General features: G+C 51.8%; 19 protein-coding genes and 2 riboswitches. Of the genes, 7 read left to right on the top strand and 12 right to left on the bottom strand.

Annotated elements, in window-relative coordinates; genetic code table 11:
• Positions 1–43: 43 nt before the first annotated feature.
• Positions 44–1,216, bottom strand: coding sequence for a MalY/PatB family protein (locus KNP83_RS06320; RefSeq protein ID WP_214761504.1), 1,173 nt, complete (start codon positions 1,214–1,216; stop codon positions 44–46).
• Between the two features lie 116 nt (positions 1,217–1,332).
• Between KNP83_RS06320 and KNP83_RS06315 the strand changes: the two genes are divergently transcribed.
• The 3 genes from KNP83_RS06315 (at position 1,333) to KNP83_RS06305 (ending at position 3,821) form a co-directional block, all read left to right on the top strand.
• The gene (locus KNP83_RS06315; protein ID WP_214761502.1) at positions 1,333–1,989 is read left to right on the top strand and encodes a M48 family metallopeptidase; all 657 of its coding nucleotides are present in this window, start codon (positions 1,333–1,335) and stop codon (positions 1,987–1,989) included.
• A gap of 183 nt (positions 1,990–2,172) precedes the next feature.
• A complete protein-coding gene (locus KNP83_RS06310) occupies positions 2,173–3,033 on the top strand; it encodes an Hsp33 family molecular chaperone HslO (RefSeq protein ID WP_214761500.1) in 861 nt (286 codons plus the stop codon).
• Between the two features lie 59 nt (positions 3,034–3,092).
• Positions 3,093–3,821, top strand: a complete 729-nt coding sequence (locus KNP83_RS06305; protein ID WP_214761498.1) for a MerR family transcriptional regulator — start codon at positions 3,093–3,095, stop codon at positions 3,819–3,821.
• Between the two features lie 385 nt (positions 3,822–4,206).
• Here the strand turns inward: KNP83_RS06305 and KNP83_RS06300 are convergent, their stop codons facing one another.
• The 6 genes from KNP83_RS06300 to KNP83_RS06275 form a co-directional block, all read right to left on the bottom strand.
• Entirely contained in the window at positions 4,207–4,650 is a 444-nt protein-coding gene (locus KNP83_RS06300) for a hypothetical protein (RefSeq protein ID WP_214761496.1), read from the bottom strand.
• 480 nt (positions 4,651–5,130) lie between these two features.
• Complete coding sequence (locus KNP83_RS06295; protein WP_214761494.1) at positions 5,131–6,036, bottom strand: methyl-accepting chemotaxis protein; 906 nt, start codon at positions 6,034–6,036, stop codon at positions 5,131–5,133.
• A 203-nt stretch (positions 6,037–6,239) separates the two neighbouring features.
• Complete coding sequence (locus KNP83_RS06290; RefSeq protein ID WP_214761492.1) at positions 6,240–6,644, bottom strand: YajG family lipoprotein; 405 nt, start codon at positions 6,642–6,644, stop codon at positions 6,240–6,242.
• A 34-nt stretch (positions 6,645–6,678) separates the two neighbouring features.
• Positions 6,679–7,926, bottom strand: a complete 1,248-nt coding sequence (locus KNP83_RS06285; protein ID WP_214761490.1) for a hypothetical protein — start codon at positions 7,924–7,926, stop codon at positions 6,679–6,681.
• A gap of 11 nt (positions 7,927–7,937) precedes the next feature.
• On the bottom strand, positions 7,938–9,230 hold the full coding sequence (locus KNP83_RS06280; protein WP_214761488.1) for a hypothetical protein: 1,293 nt from the start codon (positions 9,228–9,230) through the stop codon (positions 7,938–7,940).
• 105 nt (positions 9,231–9,335) lie between these two features.
• Positions 9,336–9,632, bottom strand: a complete 297-nt coding sequence (locus tag KNP83_RS06275; RefSeq protein WP_353048517.1) for a DUF302 domain-containing protein — start codon at positions 9,630–9,632, stop codon at positions 9,336–9,338.
• 259 nt (positions 9,633–9,891) lie between these two features.
• Here KNP83_RS06275 and KNP83_RS06270 point away from each other — a divergent pair, with 259 nt between their 5' ends.
• The gene (locus tag KNP83_RS06270; RefSeq protein ID WP_021067479.1) at positions 9,892–10,287 is read left to right on the top strand and encodes a Spx/MgsR family RNA polymerase-binding regulatory protein; all 396 of its coding nucleotides are present in this window, start codon (positions 9,892–9,894) and stop codon (positions 10,285–10,287) included.
• A gap of 28 nt (positions 10,288–10,315) precedes the next feature.
• Here the strand turns inward: KNP83_RS06270 and KNP83_RS06265 are convergent, their stop codons facing one another.
• The 5 genes from KNP83_RS06265 to KNP83_RS06245 all read right to left on the bottom strand — a co-directional run bounded on the left by KNP83_RS06265 (position 10,316) and on the right by KNP83_RS06245 (position 15,221).
• Positions 10,316–10,978: a methionine ABC transporter permease gene (locus KNP83_RS06265; RefSeq protein WP_214761486.1), complete on the bottom strand. Its 663-nt coding sequence runs from the start codon at positions 10,976–10,978 to the stop codon at positions 10,316–10,318.
• The gene (locus KNP83_RS06260) at positions 10,950–11,984 is read right to left on the bottom strand and encodes a methionine ABC transporter ATP-binding protein (protein WP_214761484.1); all 1,035 of its coding nucleotides are present in this window, start codon (positions 11,982–11,984) and stop codon (positions 10,950–10,952) included. The genes KNP83_RS06265 and KNP83_RS06260 overlap by 29 nt, the downstream gene beginning before the upstream one ends.
• 9 nt (positions 11,985–11,993) lie before the next feature.
• Positions 11,994–12,815: a MetQ/NlpA family ABC transporter substrate-binding protein gene (locus KNP83_RS06255; protein WP_214761482.1), complete on the bottom strand. Its 822-nt coding sequence runs from the start codon at positions 12,813–12,815 to the stop codon at positions 11,994–11,996.
• Between the two features lie 72 nt (positions 12,816–12,887).
• Positions 12,888–12,992: riboswitch (SAM riboswitch) on the bottom strand.
• 40 nt (positions 12,993–13,032) lie between these two features.
• Entirely contained in the window at positions 13,033–14,049 is a 1,017-nt protein-coding gene (locus KNP83_RS06250) for an iron-containing alcohol dehydrogenase (protein WP_214761480.1), read from the bottom strand.
• A complete protein-coding gene (locus tag KNP83_RS06245) occupies positions 14,046–15,221 on the bottom strand; it encodes an aminotransferase class I/II-fold pyridoxal phosphate-dependent enzyme (protein ID WP_214761477.1) in 1,176 nt (391 codons plus the stop codon). The genes KNP83_RS06250 and KNP83_RS06245 overlap by 4 nt, the downstream gene beginning before the upstream one ends.
• A 77-nt stretch (positions 15,222–15,298) precedes the next feature.
• Positions 15,299–15,399, bottom strand: a riboswitch (SAM riboswitch).
• Between the two features lie 210 nt (positions 15,400–15,609).
• Here KNP83_RS06245 and KNP83_RS06240 point away from each other — a divergent pair.
• The 3 genes from KNP83_RS06240 to KNP83_RS06230 all read left to right on the top strand — a co-directional run bounded on the left by KNP83_RS06240 (position 15,610) and on the right by KNP83_RS06230 (position 19,821).
• Positions 15,610–16,674 carry an AI-2E family transporter gene (locus KNP83_RS06240; protein ID WP_353048516.1) on the top strand — a complete coding sequence of 355 codons (1,065 nt, stop codon included), beginning with the start codon at positions 15,610–15,612 and terminating at the stop codon, positions 16,672–16,674.
• A 265-nt stretch (positions 16,675–16,939) separates the two neighbouring features.
• Positions 16,940–18,184 (top strand): MDR family MFS transporter, encoded by a 1,245-nt coding sequence (locus KNP83_RS06235; RefSeq protein WP_214761475.1) that lies wholly within the window; start codon positions 16,940–16,942, stop codon positions 18,182–18,184.
• A 143-nt stretch (positions 18,185–18,327) separates the two neighbouring features.
• Positions 18,328–19,821 carry a peptide MFS transporter gene (locus KNP83_RS06230; protein ID WP_214761473.1) on the top strand — a complete coding sequence of 498 codons (1,494 nt, stop codon included), beginning with the start codon at positions 18,328–18,330 and terminating at the stop codon, positions 19,819–19,821.
• Positions 19,822–19,863: the final 42 nt, after the last annotated feature.

Here is a 19,863-nt window from a genome sequence, read left to right as displayed (position 1 = left end):
CTTTCTGGTGTGGCTCATTGTGAAATTTTTCCCGTTTCTTGATTCATACAAACGCCTTTCCGCCGGCATGTTCGGTCAGTCGCTTGAGCGCCTCGTCAAGAACGGCACGAGACGTCCCGAAATTGATCCGTTCGAACGTCTTGCCCGACTCGCCGAACGGGAGGCCCGGTGACAAGAACAGACGGACTTCCTCATGCAGCCACTTCTTCCGTGCTTCCGGCTCTAGGTTGAGCGCCGCGAAGTCGATCCAGAGGAGATAACTCGCTTCGGGCAGGAACGTCTTCAATTGAGGCAGTTCCTCGTTGAACCGATTGACGAGATACGTCGCCTGCTCCTCGAGTTCGGCCGTCAATTGGTCGAGCCAACGCTCGGCCCGCGAATCCGTATAGGCCGCGATGATGGCCGTGTTCGCGAACGGTGTCGGCAGCACATGGTGTTTGTTTTGGACTTGGGTGATCCGCTTTCGCATCGCATCGTCAGGACAGATGATGTATGACGCGAATAACCCGGCGATATTGAACGCCTTCGATGGTGCACTCACCGTGATGACATCATCATCGAGACGATTGAGGGCGGTGTGCCGCTGTGACGGATAGGTCAAGTCGGCATGAATCTCATCCGCGACGAGGATGACGTCATGACGACGCGCTAGTTCGACGACGCGTTTCAGCTCGGCCTCGGTCCATACCCGTCCGACCGGGTTATGCGGCGAGCAGAGCAAGAACAACTTCGCCTTGCGCATCTGTGTATCGAGCGCATCAAAGTCCATCTCGTAACGACCCTCGACTTGACGGAGCGGGGCGTCCAACAGCTCCCGCTTCAACCCGGTCACGAGTTCATGGAACGGCGGATAGACGGGCGATTGGATAACGACCCCTTCCCCTTCCTCCGTCAACGCCTCGACGATATGAGTCAATCCCGGTACGACGCCGTTCGAGAACAGGACGTGATTGGCATCGACCTTGAGCTTGTGACGGCGCTCATACCAGGAACTCACGGCAGCCTGCGCGTCTCTCGAGAACAGCGTATACCCGAACTCCCCTGTCGCGGCCCGTGCTGCGAGCGCCTCTGAGATGGACGGTGCCGTGCGGATGTCGATGTCAGCGACCCAGAGCGGTAAGACGTCGTCCTTTAGCCGGAACCAACGGTCGAGACCGTCCCATTTCACTGAATCCGTTCCCGTCCGATCAAGCGATTGATGTAAGATTGATTTCATGTTCATCCCTCCTATTTCTACTGTAACAAAAAACGAGCGTGCGAGTCCGCAAAACGGTGGCGGATTCGGGTCGTGTCAGCTATAATCGACCGAGATACTTCAAGGAGGTGAATCCGATGACCGTGACCGTCATCCGCCATAAACGCCGGAAACGGGCAGCCTTTTTCGTGACAGCGGACGGGATCGAGCTGCGGATTCCGGCACGGCTCCCGAATCGGGTCGTCGAGACGATTTTAACAGATCATGCCGAGTGGATCGCGGAACGCATCGCGACATTACCGAAGCATGACCTCTTGCCCGACGACAGGCTGCGCCTGTACGGGGAAACGTTGCCGCTCGTGAGACGCGATGCTGAGACCAAATTCCGCTTCGATGGGGAACGGTTCTATTGTCCGCTCGCGTGGGACGAGTCGTCGCTTCGGGAAGCGTACGAGGCTTGGCTCCGAGAACGAGCGCTCGCCCACGTCACCGAACGTGCACCCCACTATGAACGATTGCTCGGTGTGAGGGCGAAGCGGATCCGCATCGGTCACCAAAAGACGCGTTGGGGGTCGTGCAGTTCAACCGGGACGATTTCCATCAACGTCCGGCTCATGCTCGCCCCGAAAGAAGTGATGGATTACGTCATCGCCCACGAATGGACCCACCTCGTCCACTTCGACCACTCCAAAGCGTTCTGGTCGACGCTCGCTTCGGTCTATCCGGATGTCACCGGCGCGATGGCCTGGCTGAGACAGCATGGCCATACGCTGCAAATCAAAAAAACCAATTGAACAGGGCTCAGTTCATATAAAGATTACTGGTTTTTAATTATATATTTCATCTAAAAAACTTCCGATAATCCCTCATATGTTAACTAAAAATAAATATCGTAAAAATTACATTTATTCCTTGAACCTTACGTAGGGTAATGTTTTATAGTGAAATTATTCTACTTTTACAAGGGGGGAATCATTGTGCAAAATGTTCTTGTAAAGACGTTAATTAAAGAAGAACAAATTCGTCTATATTTTATTGATAATACCCAGCTGCTTCGAGATATCTATGCCTTAAACCAGGAACTACCTAAACCGCTTAACCTGTTGTTAGGCAAAACGATATCAGCAATGAGCATACTCTCTGGTACGCTCAAAGGGAACCAGCGAATGAGCCTCCAGGTAACGTTGAGCAACCCTCGCCATAAGATTTTTGCGGAAGCCGAAGCGAATGGAAATGTCAGAGGATACCTGAACGAGGAACTTTTGAGATTTTCTAATATAGAAGAAAAGTCAATGCAAGATTTGATTGGACCTTCTGGGATGATCCGTGTCATAAAGGGTTCTGAGATGAATCAATTCACCAGCATTACCGATATGCCAAATCAACATATCACGGATGATATCGCCAACTATTTTGTGCAGAGTGATCAGACGCCGACCTATCTTTATTCCGACATTCAGTTGGATAATGGAGCTTCCCTTCTTTCCAGCCATGCACTATATGCACAACTACTTCCCGGTGCACCATCACAACTGCTTTCAGAAGTGAAAATGATTGTAAAAGCCAATCCGGATATTTTCAGTAAACTAAACGCTGAAGAAGCGAGTGACAGCGAAGAAGCGTTAACCCAGTTCTTTGGGGATGCAAAAATTATCGGCCATAGCTCCAGTCAATTTTTCTGCGGGTGCAGTAAAGAAATGTTCTATGGCATGCTTTATTCATTGAGTGAAGAGGAAATCAAACGGAGCATTGAACGAAATGAAGACATCGAAACTTTTTGCCATATTTGCGGGAAAACCTACACGTTTGAGCAAAAGGAGATGCAGCAACTCTTCTAACTTCGAATTTCTCGTTTTTAGTTGGTGAATAGAAATGATGTTGAAAGGAGGCTAAGCGAATGAAGGAATATTGGAAAGTCGGAGAAATTGCAGAATTGACGGGTTTAACGATTCGAACTTTACGCTATTACGATCAAATCTGTTTATTTTCACCTTCTCAGTATACGGAGTCAGGACATCGGCTTTACACGAAAGCAGATTTGGTACGTCTTCAGCCAATTTTGTCCTTAAAACAGATGGGAATATCGTTAGAAGAAATACAACTTCTGTTGTCTAATCCGGAGAAACAAACCGTTGCGGAGATTTTGCAAACCCAAATTTCTCGAGTCAAAAAAGAGATAGAGGTTCAGCAAAAACTAGTAGCGGAGTTGGAAAATGCGTTATCGGCTGTACACAGTAACCGGACCCTCTCGATTTCAGAACTTACTAAATTAATGGAGGCGCTGAAAATGAATAAGGAAAAATACTTTTCGAAGCAGCAATTGGATACCATGGAAAGCAGATATGAAAACGCCGACAAACAACTTTTAAAGCAAGCAGAGCAAGAATTTAACGGTCTTATCAAGGAAATTCGTTTTGAAAAAGAAAAAGGCGCTTCTCCTTCCGATGAAAAAGTACAAGATTTAGCGAGAAAATGGAATGACATCGTGAATGCCTTTTCCGAAGACGATAGTACTTTCCGCAAGCAAGCCGAACATTTCCACGCTGAAAACCCAGGGAACGAACTGCAGTATGAAATAGATGGCGAGCTATACCAATTTATCAATCAAGCATTGAATCATAAGTGATTTTATATATAAGGAAGAGGAAAGCTGATAAATTGGCTTCCCTCTTCCTTTCTTATATTTGTTTTTAAAGAACTTCCGATAAGTCATGATATGTAAACTAACTTTTCATTTGATTCTCTTTTACATAGACTTTGGCGTTAGTGATATGAATGGAACATTTCTGTTTTTAACTTCTACTCATCAACCATCGTCGCAACATGCTATTTTATTCTTTCTTGCTCTTGCTCGAAAAGATGAGTATACCGCTTAAGTTTTGAGTGATCGTTTAAGTGTTTTGCAAAGTACTTGGCTTTGTAGAATTTATTCCAACTATCGCGTTCTTTTTCAATTTCTACAAACGCACGCTCTATTTCTGTATTTTCTTTTAGCTAGCCATATCCCTTATTCAAAAAGACTGTTTGAAATCATTAACAACCTTTTCCACGTTCGAACCATCCGGCTCTATCCACCAGAGATCACTTCGGATTTGTTCTACAGGATTATCTAACCTGGACAAATAATCTGATTGATCAAGATTAGAAAGCAATTCATATTGCAAATGACATTGATGGGTGTTTGGCAAGAATTTCCCTTCTTCATCTGTCTTTAGATGCTCATCGATGGTAGGAATGAAATCATAATAGATTCCTAATTCAACATGGATAGACATCGGTGGCCAGCCGGTTACAACTGAAAAATATTTCTCCACCGCTGTGATATCTAACACCCAGATAGAATTGCCAATCCAAGCCCAGTTATGCCTCGTATTCACTTTTGTAAATCCACTTTCTTTTAATAAAGACGATAATGTTCTTCTTATTGTTTTGTTTACTTCTGGGAATCCAATCATTAGAAACATCCAAAGTGATATTGTGTCTATACATAGACAAACCATAGATTAGTACTTGTTATGTAAATATATATATTTTACCATTACTATACTAAAACCGTATAGAATAGTCTTTTGAATGTATCATTTTTTCTTACAAGTTCACTTTCTCTATGTTTTTAAATTAATTCAGTGGGATAGAATATTTGAATGTAACTTAATTACACTTAAGTTACATTCGGGCATAGAAAAAAACTGAAAAATTTTTGGTAAAAATGAAACTTTACTGGAATTAAATTGGTATAGTTAATGCAAGAGTATAAGAGTATTTAAGGCGAAGAAGACAGCAAACGAATGGACAAATCCTTGAAGAAGGCCACAAAATGGAATCGGCTGCAAACAAAAAAAGATATTTCTCTCTCTCTGAACTGAACCCTGAATGAGCACTTTTTATCAAGTGTCTATCATTCAGGGTTCAGTTCAGTATGTCCGATTGGTTTTTTATATGGCTGACGTGAACCGTTCGGCTGTACCGTTCAGCGATTCGGCTGACTGTTCGATATGCACGAACCGCTCGAGCGTCTGTTCCATGATATGCACACTCTCTTGAATGTCCGTTCTGGAGCGAGAGACACCGTCAACGATCGAGACGAGTTCTTTATTCATCCCGTCCGTGTTCGCTCGCACTTCGATGACGGTACGTTCGACAAGACGTGACAAGTTGCGAACCTCGGTCGCGACGACGTTGAAACCAAGACCATGCTCACCTGCCCACGCAGCCTCGATCGCGGCGTTCAGCGACAACAGGTTCGTCTGGGCGGCAATCTCCTTGATTGTACTGGCGATCTTCGTGATCTCGGCAGCCTGCTCCTGCAAGTTCGCGAGTGTCTTCAAATTCTGATTTGAGTCTGCGTCGAGGCGTTCGATTGTCCGCTTCAACTGTTGACTCTCCTCCATGCCGCGATGGGCCCGGTCGTCAAGGTTTTCTGCCATGTCACGGAACGAGCGCGCATAGTCCTCGATCGTCTGTTGCCGACTCGTGATATCGGAGGCGATTTTGACGACGCCGACGACCTCGTCCTGTTCATAGATTGGCATATAGGTCGCCTCGAGCCAAATCGAATCACCTCGGGCGTCGATTCGCTCGATTTTGTCGGCCGAGCTGAAGCCGTCGAACAGTTTGTTCCAAAACGCTTGATAGTCTGGGCTGCTGACGAAACTCGGGGCACAGAACAAATGATGGTGCATCCCAATCATTTCGTCACGCTTGTATTTCATCGCCTTGGCAAAGAGGTCGTTCACATCGACGACGCGTCGCTGACGGTCGAATCGAATCATCGCCACGTTGGCCTCGAGGGCGCGGAGCACGTCAGGGGATGAGAGACTAGCGGTTGTTGTCAGTTCCATTCCGATTATTCCTACCTTCTTTTCTCGATTTCCTTTAGTGCTTTATTCCTGAAATATAGCGGAATTCTAGTGTAACCTGTGCGAAAAGTCCTGAATAGCATCGGTTTTTGAAATCGAGTCACCATCTTGAATTTGAAGTGTTTTCCAGTTACACGTCCGACGAGGGTCACAAAAAAGAACCCGCGCCTGGCACGAGCCCTTCGTCATTCCGCTTTATCGAAGATGGCTTGCAACAGCGTGACCTGTTCGGCCGTGAGTACGCCCCGGCTGTCCTTCGGGTTGATGCCGCCCATCATCTGTTCTTCGTACCAGATTCCGAAGTCGAGCGAACGCTCCGGCGCATCGTCCGGCGTGTACACGAACGTCGCTTTGACATCCGGTTCCCGCTCGATCAGGACGGGTTGGTCTTCCCACTCGACTTCCTCCGTCGTTCGGTCAAGCTGAGCAGACGTCTCAGCGTCGGTGATGGTGCGTGTCGGCCCATAGTTGCCATCGGCGTCTAATGTTTGATACTCGATACGTGACGGATTCAAGTTTTCCTCGCTACTGGCACAACCGCCGAGCAGCAGTCCCATCCAAAGGACACATCCTACTAGCATTCGTTTCAACAGATCATCCCTCCTCGTTTTACGTCCGATTTGTTCATTCGAACGCCTGTGGGAACAGTTCTTGGAACGTCTCGGCCCCGGCACTCGACAGTTTGAACACTTCCCCGGTCTTCACGTCCTTCACAAAGACATCGATTTTCTTCGACCGTTGCTGGTAACTCACTTCGAACTGTTGCCCGAGATTTCCACGCAATAGCGTCAAATGCTTATAATCTTTCGTCTCACCACTCTTCGTCGACGGACTCGCGGTCTCAAGGGCTTCGACCAATCGTTCATTCGCCTCTCCGCTCACACTGACCGCGTCCGGATAAGGGAGCGGGACTTCCCGGTGGTACGGATACTTGTGGAGATAAGCAACGGCTATCTCGTTTGAATTGGCCGTATCGGTAAGGAGAGCATTCGACCGATAGCGCATCGACACGGTCTTCGTCATCTTTTGTCCATCCACGTCAATCGTGAGGTCATATAGCGGATAGGGTGTCATCGGTTCCATCGTGCCACCGTTATGTACCCGACGGAAGGTCAGGCTGTCCGCCCCGTTGAGCAGGTCGGTATCTTGTAGAATTGAGGCGGAATAGCGAGCCCCGTCTCCGCCATAAGACATGAGCAGATAGGGCATGTTCGTCTCCGTATCTCTTCCTAGTGCGATGAACAAATCAAATGGTGTGAGGTTCGGCGAAAAGTCGAAGTACGGGTTAAAGTGGCCCCCTTCTCCAATCCCGACCTCGACCGTTCCGCTAAATCCGGGTGAAATCCTCATAAGCGTGACCGGATACGGTTCGATGTCTTGTCCATTTTCGTAGAAGGCGTCCGGTTTATATAATGAGGCCCGCTCATGGTCGGTCGCGACATGCACGGTCGGAAAAAACGAAATCTCAGTGCCGATTTCATCTTTCAAGTAGGAAGGTCTTTCCTTAAGCACGACGGCCCGAACCCCGTCCATCTGTTCTGATTGACAGAGCGCATAGACCGCATCCCCTTCGACATATGTCACTTCACTGAAGCTGTATCCATCATAATCGTCAGTTATAAACGGTGCCCGGGTCGCACCCGCCATCCCGAGTATTGAAAACGTCTCTCCATCTAGTTCGGACAGGAGTTCACCGTCTTCACATTGGTTCAATATGGCTTCGGCATTCACTACAGGCTCTTGACTGTTTATCGTAACCCGTTCGGCCTGCCAGTGCTCCTCAATATGGTCATAGCGGATGACGTCCGCGTCTTCCGAACAACCTGCCGTCATCAACAAGAGCGACATTGCCGCCAGCGTTCGTTTCTTCATGTTCCACCCACTCATTTCTTCTTCAAATCAGGAAAGTAGGACAAGAACGTCTCGGCCCCTTCGCTCGTCAGTTTATACGTCTCATCGGTCGAGCGGTCGGTCACGTAGATATCTAACTTCTTCGACCGTTGTTTATACGTCACGTCAAATTCTTGTCCTTTAAGCCCCTCGACAATCGTCAGAAACGGATACTCCCCTGCATCACCAGAACGGTTGGTCGGCTCAGCGTCGTCGATGGCTTGAATCAGGTCATCCATCTCGATCCCGGACGCACGCAACAAGTATGGATAAGACAGCGTCGATTCAGTGTTGAACGGCTGTTGATGCAGATACACGAGCGGCTTGGTCTCGATTGGCATGAATTGATCTTCTGGATTGCTCTCAAGCGCCTTTCGCTCGGCCGTCGACAACAGTTCTGAAGCGCGATACGTGATGGTCACCGTCTCGGTCACCGTTTCTCCGTCACGTGAGTAACTGAAGTCATACAACGGATAAGGCTGATCCGGGACGAGCTCAGCATCGAGTGGATGACGCTCCACCGACAAATCGTGATACTGCGGCACCTCTTCCGTCGGATCGAGCACGAGGTCAAGCGGACTGATCGAGACATATAACTCGGCCACCATCATGAGAATATAAGGCTTCTTTTCTCCCGGATGATACCCGATCCCCACTTTCGCCTCCTCCATGTGTGCCATCGTCGGGTCGAAGGTGAACAACGGGAATTGATTCGGTCGATCTCCGACGGTCAGTTCAATCTCACCGTCAAACGCAGGTGAGATTGAGACGAGCGTGTCGAAGAACGGGACCACCGCATTCTCAGGCTCGTTCAGTTCCTCCGCATCGCGTAACGTCGCCTCGGCGGCTACATCGGCCGGACGGACATGCGGACGGCGATTAATCACGCTTCCTGCTGACAGATCGACGAAGTTCGGGAACGATTTGATGACCTCGACTTGGAAGCGATTTGAGACCATGTCACGACAGAGGGCATAATCGTGATCCCCTTTTATGTACGTCACCGATTTAAAAGCATACTCTTCGCCGGTATCCGTCATCGGATGACGATTTGCCAACACCGTGTCGAATACCGTCAAATCGCCTTCGAGCTCAGTCGTCAAGTCACCCGTACAGGCTTGAAGCGTCTCGCTTACCGATTCAATGATTTTTGGTTGTTCATGTGCATAAGTACTGACCGTCCAGTGGGTATCGATGTAGGACAAGTTCACGACACCTTGCTTCTCTTCCCCACAACCGGCCAATAATCCCGTGGATAACATAAGCATCCCGACTAACTTTTTCAACTCATCCGCCCCTTACCATCTATTTGTACCAATTTTACCATTATATTACTTTGAGCGGGAACACGAAAAACCCGCCCACTCTCATGGACGGGTTAACTGGATCAATTAGACGGCTTGATCAATCGCACGCGTCAATCGTGTCTCGACATCGCGGGCCACCGTTTGGAGCGATTCATCCTCGATCAGTTCAATCAATTTCGTCGGCTTCGGCATCCCGCCATGGGTCGCCCCGTTTTTCGTGAAGACGGCGAGTTTGCACGGAAGGAAATACCCGCGTTCCCGGTGCGTGTTGATGACTTTCTTCGCTTCTTTTGGGTTGCACACCTCGAGGATTCGATAGTCCCCGTCAATCGCCTGGCCTTTCTCTTCGAACGTCTCACTCAAATTGAAGTCCCAGAGCACCCCGAACTCTTCCTCTTTGAGCGTCGTTTTCAGCTTCTCGACGACCGCTTCGACCGTCTAATCGGTCTTGACCGTGTAATCAAACATGTGAATCCCTCCTCGATTGTAGTCTCTCTCGTTTTCTACCCGAAGTGAGGACCGACATATCGTCTGTTCGACCGAAAAAAGTATATGTGATTTGAAACATATTTGATGTCCGTCACGTATGTATGAGAGAAAATAAAGAAGTCCAACCTTACGTAAAGGAGAAGTGGTTGCCGTGACGGTCACCGTATTCACACATACAAGCTGCAGTTCTTCCCGTAAGACGATCGATTGGTTACGTGAACAGAACATCCCGTTCATCGAGAAAAAATTGACCGATCAAGGAATGTCGTTCACCGAATTCAAAGACATGCTCCGCCTCACCGAGAATGGCACGACCGACCTGTTGTCCGTCCAAAAGAGTGTGTATAAACAAGCGGCGGATCAACTCGATGAGATGTCGCTCCGCGAATTGTACAGTTTCGTGGCGTCGCATCCCCAAATCTTAAAAAGTCCCATCGTCGTCGATGACAATCGGATTCAAATCGGGTTCAGCGAGAAAGAGATTCGCACGTTCATCCCGCGCCATGACCGCATCGCCGAATTGAAACGATTGCTCGACAACAAATAAGAGCCCTGCCGAAGCAGAGCTCTTTTTCTTATGCCTTCTTGAGTCGGGCCGCCAGGCGGTTCCCGAACGATTGAATCGACTGGACGAGCAGAATCAAGACGAAGATGGTCACATACATGACCTCCGGCTCGAAGCGGAGATGGCCGTACTGATAGGCGATATCGCCGAGTCCACCGGCCCCGACGAGTCCGGCCATCGCAGTCGCCCCAATCAAACCGATCGTCGCGATCGTCAAACCGAGCACGATCGAGGAGCGGGCCTCCCGAATCAACACGTACCAGATGATTTTTCGGGTCGAAATCCCCATCGCCTCATACGCCTCGACGACACCGCGGTCGACCTCGAGTAGCGCCGACTCCATAAGCCGCGCGATATACGGTGCCGTGAACACGATCAGCGGCAACAGCACGCCTTGCACCCCGATCGTCGTCCCCATGATGAAGCGGGTGAACGGCAGGATGAAGAACAACAGGATGATGAACGGGATTGAACGGACGACGTTGATGACGCTCGACAAGATGCCATAGAAATAACGGTTGGCGAGTCGGCCGTTCGGACGTGTCAAGACGAGGAGCGTCCCGAGCGGCAGTCCGATTAACGTCGAGATGACGAGCGCAATGCCGGTCATCGTGAGCGTCTGAATCGTCCCCGTCCAAATCAAGTCACCCCAATTTTCCCAAAACTGAACCATGGCTCGTCACCTCCTTCACTTTCACACCGCTCGCTTCCAAGAAACGGATGGCTTGGTCGGTCTGGGCTTGATCGCCGTCCAAGTGGACGAGCAGATTGCCGACGAGACCGCCTTTCAACTTCTTGATGCCGCCCCCGATGATGTTCGGGAGCAAGCCGAACCGTTTCGTCAACTGGGCGAGCACGGCCTGTTCGCTCTGATGTCCGATGAACGACAGGTTGACGAGCGTGCCGTGCGTGCTCAATTCTTCGACGATCTCTTTCGGGACATCGAGGTTCGTCTTCAAGAACTTGCGTGTCGTCGCATGATGCGGGTCAGAGAACACGTCGAGTACGTTCCCTTCCTCGATGATTCGTCCAGCCTCAATGACCGCGACCCGGTCGCAGATGCGCTCGATGACTTCCATCTCATGGGTGATGAGGAAAATCGTCAGCCCGAGCTCGCGGTTGATGTCGAGCAACAGGTCGAGGATCGACTCGGTCGTCTCTGGGTCGAGCGCGCTCGTCGCCTCGTCGCTGAGCAAGATGTCCGGCTCGTGCGCGAGGGCACGGGCGATGGCGACACGTTGCTTCTGTCCGCCCGACAGTTGCTCCGGATAATGTTTCCGATGCTCCGTCAGCCCGACGATATCGAGATATTTGTCGACACGATTCCGGATCGTCTGTTTATCAAGTCCTTCGAGACGGAGCGGGATGGCGACGTTCTCTTCGACGGTCGCCGTCTTGAGCAGGTTGTAATGTTGGAAAATCATCCCGATGCGATGGCGCAACTTCGAGAGACCGCGCTTGTCGAGTTGCGTGATGTCCTGTCCTTCAATCTCGACTTGGCCTGACGTCGGGCGTTCGAGCAGATTGATCATGCGGATGAGCGTGCTCTTGCCAGCCCCGCTTCGACCGATGATACCGAAAATCTCGCCTTTCTCAATCGTGAGCGAGACGTCGTCGAGAGCGGTGACAGCACCTTTATTCACGGTGAACGTCTTGGTGATGTTGCGAAGTGCAATCATAGGCCCTCCTTAAAATGCCGGGACGATCGAGCCGTCGAACGTCTCTTCGATGAACGTCCGGACCTCGTCCGAGTGATAGTACGATTTGAGTGTCGCGACGACTTCGTCATCCTTGTTGTCGGTGCGGACGACGACGTAGTTCGGATACGGGTTGTCGACCGTGTCTTCGTGGAACAAGGCGTCCTCGTTGATCGATAGGCCGGCACCCATCGCGAAGTTCGTGTTGATGGCCGCGAGCGCGACTTCAGGGAGCTGGGTCGGGAGTTGTGACGCCTCGAGCTCGATGAATTCAAGGTTGAGCGGGTTCTCGGCGATGTCGCGTTTCGTCGCCTTGTCGGTCAAGCCTTCCTTGAGCGTGATGAGTCCAGCTGTCTCATAGAGACGGAGCGCCCGCAACTCGTTCGCTGGGTCGTTCGGGACAGCGACCTTGTCGCCTTCTTTTAACTCTTTAATGTCCGTCAGCTTCTCTGAGTAGAGACCCATCGGGAAGGCGACGGTTTTGAACACGTCGTCGATTTTATAGTCTTTATCGGCTTTTTGCAGCTCGAGGAATGACAGCGTCTGATAGCTGTTGACGTCGAGGCTGCCCTCGGCGAGTGCCGTGTTTGGCGTATTGTAGTCGTTGAATACTTTGATATCGAGCTCGAGGCCGTCCTCGGCCGCGAGTTCTTTCACTTTCTCGGCGATCTGTTGGTGCGGCCCACCCGTGACGCCAATCGTGAGCGACTCCGTGCTGAGCGCCTCGCTTGCGTCCGATTGTCCGCACGCCGAGAGCGCGATGGCGGCGAGTAGTGATGTTCCTGCGAGTACTGTTTTCTGTTTGATGTTCATGTGTGTTCCTCCTCCAAAATGAAAGCCCGCTACTCATTCAGAGTGGCGGGCACGACAAGTCAAAGTCGGACACGCTCATCTCCCAGACGATTTCGTCTGTTGGAATTAGCACCATGATCATAACGATCTGGTTGCCGGGTTTCACAGGGCCAGTCCCTCCACCACTCTTGATAAGCAATCGGTCTATTAAGTTGTTATCATCTTACTTTTAATTCTTTTAATTGTAAACACATAATTGTAAACTTTCAAAAATTATTTTCAGAAAATCTTTATTGAGCGGTGCTGGCAACTGTTGCAGCTCGGTCTCCACCATGACGGAGTCGACGAGAATCGGGATGTCGTCGGGTCCGATCCCGAGCGTCTCGAGTGTCGTCGGGGCACCGAATCGCTTCAACCATGCCTCCAAATATGGGGCATCGGCCGAGTGGCGCAACCGCTCTTGGACGATCAGGCCGAAACCGACCTTGTCCCCATGCAAGAAGGTGTGCGTCGAGTCGAATCGGCTCAAGGCGTTATGGACCGCATGCCCCACGGCGACACGTGTCCCGGCGTCCCCAAATCCTCCGACGGCACCGCCGATCGCGAGCACATGATCGATTGCGAAGCGGACGTCGTCGCTATATGACTTGAAGGCATGTTCACTCAAATCGAGTTCGACGAGTCGACCACACTGTTCGGCCAAGGCTAGCCCGGTGTTGACGCCGGCATCAATCGAGCTGTCCCCGCTCAAATAGCGTGCCTCGTAAAATTTTGCGACCGTGTCGATGACACCGGCCCGGAAGTATTCGTATGGGGAGCGTCTCATGACGCGCGAGTCGACGATGACCCGCTCGATGACGACGCGGAACATGTCGTAACGGTCGTAGCTCCCATCCTCTTGATAGACGACGCTGAGCGGCGTGAACGCGGCACAGTTAGAGGCGAGCGTCGGGATGACGATGAGCGGGACGCTCCGTTGATAGGCGACGAGTTTTGCCGTGTCGACGAGCTTGCCACCCCCGATGGCGATCAACACATCGGCGTCAAACGCTTTGAGCCGCTCGACTTCGGCGTCCGTGCATTCCCCGCCGAACGCTGTCGCCGGATAGTCGACGATGTCGGGATAGACGGCGCACACGACGCCATACCCGTTATGACCGTGCAGGACGTGGGCGCGTCGGTCGTCAATCAAGTCGTCGAGGCGGTCAAGCGCGTCATCGGCGTGGTCATATTCGAGGACGGCCTGACGAATCATGCGCGCACCTCCTCATAGGCGGCGAACAACCGCTCGATTCGTTCGACGGCCTCATCAATCTTCGGTTCTGGAGAGACGAGACCGAAGCGGACGTAGCCATCCCCTTCCGAGCCGAAGAAGTAGCCCGGGGTGACGGCGACACCGGCTTCATGCAACAGTTTCCGCGAGAACGACTTGGCATCGCCTTCAGGCACTTTCGCCCAGACGAAGAACGAACCTTCCGGTGGCTCGACGGCCCAGCCGGCCCGGTTCAATCCGTCGATGAGGCGGTCTCGTCGTGCCTCGTATAGCCGGGCCAAATCGTCGCGAATGGTACGGGGCGCCTCGAGCGCAGCGACGGCCGCCGCTTGGATGGCCGAGAACACGCTGACGTGGACATGGTCCTGATACGTGTTGATTGCTTCGATGATGTCCGCGTTGCCGACGGCGAAGGCGACGCGCCAACCGGACATGTTGAACGCTTTCGACATCGTATACACCTCGATGCCGACTTCTTTCGCTCCTTCTGCCTGCAAGAAGCTCGGTGGGACGTGGCCATCGAACCCGATGCTGCCGTAAGCAAAGTCGTGGACGACCATCAAGTCCCGCTCCTGGGCGAAACGGACCGTATCGTCAAAGAAGGCGGGCGAGGCGACGGCACCGGTCGGATTGCTCGGGTAGTTCAAATACATGAGTCGCGCCCCTTCGGAGTCGAGCGTCTCATAATCGGGCAAGAATCCGTTCTCTTCTCGGAGGACGAGGTCACGGATGACGGCACCGGCGAGTCTGGCCCCCGAGATATAATCGGGATAGCCCGGGTTCGGTAACAGAATCCCGTCCCCAGGTTCGAGCACGCATTGCGGCAATGTAATGAGACCCGACTTTGATCCGATCAGGATTGCGACTTCGGTCTCCGGGTCGACCTCGACCCCATACTCGTTCAGATAGAACGTCGCGACCGCCTGCTTCAATCTGGTCTGACCCCGGAACGGACCGTATTGATGGGTCGAGACGTCGAGGAGTGCCGTCTGGAGCGCATCACAGATCGGCTCGGGCGTCGGCAGGTCGGGTGTCCCTTGTCCAAGTCGGATGATGTCATGGCCGGCCTGTTCGAGTTCGGCCACCTCGTTCGCGAGTCCGACGAAATGTTGGGGTGGTAACGTTTTTAATAAGTGTGAGCGTCTGTCTGTCATGAATAGTCCTCCTATGCAAAAAACACCCCTTTCCGCGGAAAGGGGTGTCGAGATACGGACGTATTCAAACAACCACCTTTCCATCTCTCAAGGTCACCTTGCTGGAATTAGCACAGTATTGGAACAATCTGTTGCTGAAGCTTCATCGGGCCAGTCCCTCCGCTTCTCTTGATAGAAAGTGTTTTTATATGCAATTTGTCTTTTTGTAATATGTCACTTAGTTAACCAGACGTTACCAATCTTGTCAATCCTTTTTTGAAAATGAGGATGTTCTCTTGAATCACGGTAAAAAAACGTTCATAGTAAAACTGAACGTTATTCTACACAATTTAAAACATGAGGGGATGGACCATTGGAACTAAACCGTCAATTGATTTAGAAGTTGAGCGTGATCGGCTTGATCTTGCTCGTCCTCTGGAAGGTCATCAGCGAACCGGATACGATTTCGCGAGTGACGCAATATACGTTCCAGTTGCTGACGCCGATTATTATGGGAATCGCCATCGCGCTGCTCCTGAATACCGTCCTGTCCTATATAGAAGAACGGTTTCATCTAAAACGATATCAAGGCTTACTGATCGTCTATATCGTCTTTATTGGCATTCTCGTCATCTCTGCGGTGACACTGTTCCCGCGCATCTATTCGAGTCTCGCCTCGCTTATTGAGGAACTCCCGTCCTACATCCGGCAGATGAATGGGTTCCTGTCGCAGTTGAACACGTACTTGAAGGAGTATAATGCGACGATTGCGCAGGCCATCGACTTCAGTCGGTTCGAGGAGCGTTTCTCGGGTTGGGTCGAGACGGCGGTCCTTTCGTCGGTCAGTTACGTGTCGAGCTTCACGATGACGCTCATCAACTTCTTGATCGGGATCGTCATCTCGATCTATCTATTGAAAGACAAAGAAGTCTTCGCCCGTATGTTCAAGCGGCTGCTGTATGCGATGTTCCCGGTCGCGTCGGCCAAGACGACGATCGATATCTTCCAAGAGATGGATTACATCTTCAAGCGCTATATCATTGGGAAGTCGCTCGACTGCCTCATCATCGGGGTGCTGGCCGTCGCCGGTCTGTTGATTATCGGGGCGCCGTACGCGCTTCTCCTCGGTGTCATCGTCGGCGTCTTGAACTTCATCCCGTATGTCGGGCCACTGCTCGGGATGATTCCGGCGTTCATCATCACCTATTTCTACGACCCGTTCACGGCACTCCTCGTCCTCTTGTTCATCTTCTTGTTGCAACAGTTCGACGGGCTCTGGCTCGGGCCGAAGATACTCGGTGACAGCGTCGGCATCACGCCGTTCTGGGTCATCACGTCAATCATCATCGGCGGTAGCCTGTTCGGCCTTGTCGGGATGTTCATCAGCGTGCCGGTCACGGCGATGATTCAAGTCGTGTTTTCGCGTTTGATTGACTACCGGCTCGCCCGCAAGAATCTGAACGAATTATTATGACACATTCATAATTTGTGTTGACACATTTCACCGAATTATCATAATCTTGAAAAGAAGACAGTCCAATGCAGAAAGGAGAGGTATCCATGTCAGTCATTCAACGCTCATTCGTCCAAGTCCATATTGACCGGCAGGCGCCTCTCCGTGATTTGAATCCGTGACGTTCGCCTGCCTTCCGAGGCATGTCTAAGATCGTAGGGACGCGTATGCCTTTGTGCATGCCGCGTCCCTTTTTTCATTCCATCAACTAAAGCAGGTGAACCCAATGATTCAATCACTCAAACGACTCGACCGCAATATTTGGATCCGCTTCCTCGGGGAGACGATTACCGGTGTCATGATGTTCATGATCGCGCCGTTCCTCGTCCTCTATTACAGCGACAAGCTCGACAGTTATATCCAGGTCGGGGTCATCATGGCGACCGGTCCGATCATGGCCCTCATCGGCTCCGTCGTCGGCGGACGGCTCGCCGACGTGTATGGCCGCAAGCCGATCATGATGATTGCCATCCTCGGCGACGCCCTCGCCCTCGTCGGCTTCGCGTTCGCCGAGACGTTCTGGCCGCTCCTTCTCTTGAACGCCATGCTCGGCTTGACGAACTCGTTGTTCCATCCGGCCGCGAGCGCGATGGTCGCGGACGTGACCGAACCGGAACAGATGAACGAGGCGTTCGGTCTGTTGCGGATGGGCCATAACATCGGGGCCGCACTCGGCCCGCTCCTCGGCAGCGCCGTCCTGTTCATCGATAGGCAGTATATCTTCTATTCGGCCTCGCTCGTCTTCGTCTTGTATGCGCTCGTGCTCGGACGCTACATCCGAGAATCGCTCCCGGAGACGACCGAGGCCGACACGCCGTCGAACCGGGACGTCCTGCGAGTGTTTTATAACGACAAGGTGTTCCTCGTCTTCATCTTCGCCGGAGTGTTCATCTCGATGGGCTTCTCGCTCATCGAGAGCATGTTGCCGCTGTTCTTACGGGAGTCGATGCCGTCGTTCACCGACCGGGAGAACCCGTTCGCCTATATGCTCGCCTTGAACGGCATCATGGTCGTGTTGTTCCAGTTCCCGATTGCCTCGAAGCTCGGACGCAAGCCGTTCGGTAACGTCATGCTCGCCGGGGCGACCATCTTCGGCGTCGGCATGATTCTGATCGCGGTCATGCCTCGTCTCCTCTACTCCCTTGGGACACCGTACCTCGTCCTCGTTAGCGTCTTGCTCGCGGTATACGCGTTCTATACGCTCGGCGAGATGATCATGTCGCCGGTCCAACAGACGTTCATCGCCTTGATCGCTCCGGAGAACATGCGCGGGGCCTATAACGGTGCCGCCAGTATCCAGTGGTTGATTGGCGGGGTGACGGCTCCGATTATGGCGAGCCTGTTCTTCGATCAGCGGGCCGGCCATATCGCCTTGATTCTCGTCGGGGCGGCCAGTTGTGTGTCAGGTCTCATCTACTGGCAACTCGGACGTCGTGTCAGCGCAGCCGAAGCGAAACAGAAGACGGCTTGACCAAATAAATCACACTGAACCTAGTCGTTTAGTGTGATTTTTTGTTTCGTGTCAAGTTCGTTAAATTTTGAATATTTGCTTCTATTATTCTTTACAAACATAATGATTCTTTTTATGATTATACGGTCTAGGAGGGATTTTTCATGGAAAGAATTGATAAACAGAGAATTGTGGACAGCGTGCCGCAAAAAGGTTTTTTCGGACAGCCTAAGGGCTTGTTCACGCTATTCTTCACGGAGTTTTGGGAACGGTTCTCGTATTACGGGATGCGTGCCATCCTCGTCTTCTACATGTATTACGAGGTATCAGAAGGCGGTCTCGGCCTTGACCAGAACGTCGCCTTGTCCATCATGTCGGTGTATGGTGCACTCGTCTACATGTCGGGGGTCATCGGGGGATGGCTAGCTGACCGTGTGTTCGGGACATCCCGTGCCGTCTTCTTCGGCGGTGTATTCATCATGCTCGGTCATATCGTGCTGTCGATTCCGGGCAGTTTGACGTTCTTGTTCATCTCGATGGCATTGATCGTCATCGGTACCGGTCTCTTGAAACCGAACGTCTCGAGCATCGTCGGTGATCTTTACAATGAGACGGACCGTCGTCGTGACGCCGGGTTCAGTATCTTCTATATGGGGATTAACCTCGGTGCCTTCATCTCGCCTTTGATCGTCGGTGGGGTCCAAAAGAGTTATGGCTTCCATTGGGGCTTCGCGCTCGCAGCGGTCGGGATGTTCATCGGTCTCGTCGTCTTCATCGTCACGAAGAAAAAGAACCTCGGTCTCGCGGGTTCATACGTGCCGAACCCGTTGACGCAATCTGAAAAGAAAAACGCGATCAAGTACACGACGATCGCGGTCGTCCTCATCGGTGGCTTACTCGCCATCTTGATTCCACGAGGCTTGTTCACGATTAACACGTTCATCGGTCTCGTCGGTGTGTTCGGGATCGCGATTCCGACGATTTATTTCATCGTCATGTATCGCAGCCCGAAAACGACGGAAGTCGAGCGGTCACGGATTATCGCCTATATCCCGCTCTTCATCGCCTCGGTCATGTTCTGGGCGATTCAAGAGCAAGGTGCGACGATTTTGGCCAGCTATGCCGATAAGCGGACCGACCTTGAATTTTTAGGGTTCACGCTGTCACCGGCTTGGTTCCAATCGCTCAACCCGTTGTTCATCATCATGCTCGCTCCGGTGTTCGCATGGCTTTGGGTCCGACTCGGTGACCGTGAGCCGAGCATCCCGACGAAGTTCGCCTTCGGGATTTTGTTCGCCGGACTCAGTTTCTTGGTGATCTTGCTCCCGGCCTACTTCGGTGGCCCGGACACGCTCGTCAACCCGCTCTGGCTCGTCCTCAGTTACTTCATCGTCGTGCTCGGTGAGCTCAGCCTGTCGCCGGTCGGTTTGTCGGCGACGACGAAACTCGCCCCGGCCGCCTTCTCGGCCCAGACGATGTCACTCTGGTTCTTGTCGAACGCGGCGGCGCAAGGGATTAACGCCCAGCTCGTCCGGTTCTATTCACCAGAGAACGAGATGCTCTACTTCGGGATTATCGGTGGCGCAGCGATCGTACTCAGTATGATCTTGTTCGCACTCGCCCCGGTCATCAAAAAGTATATGCGCGGTATCCATTAAGCGTAAAAAGCCCATTCCTCGGACGAGGAATGGGCTTTTGTA

The sequence above is a fragment of the Exiguobacterium sp. s146 genome (assembly GCF_018618415.1).
GTDB lineage: Bacteria > Bacillota > Bacilli > Exiguobacteriales > Exiguobacteriaceae > Exiguobacterium.
This window is presented reverse-complemented; position numbering and strand designations above follow the sequence as displayed.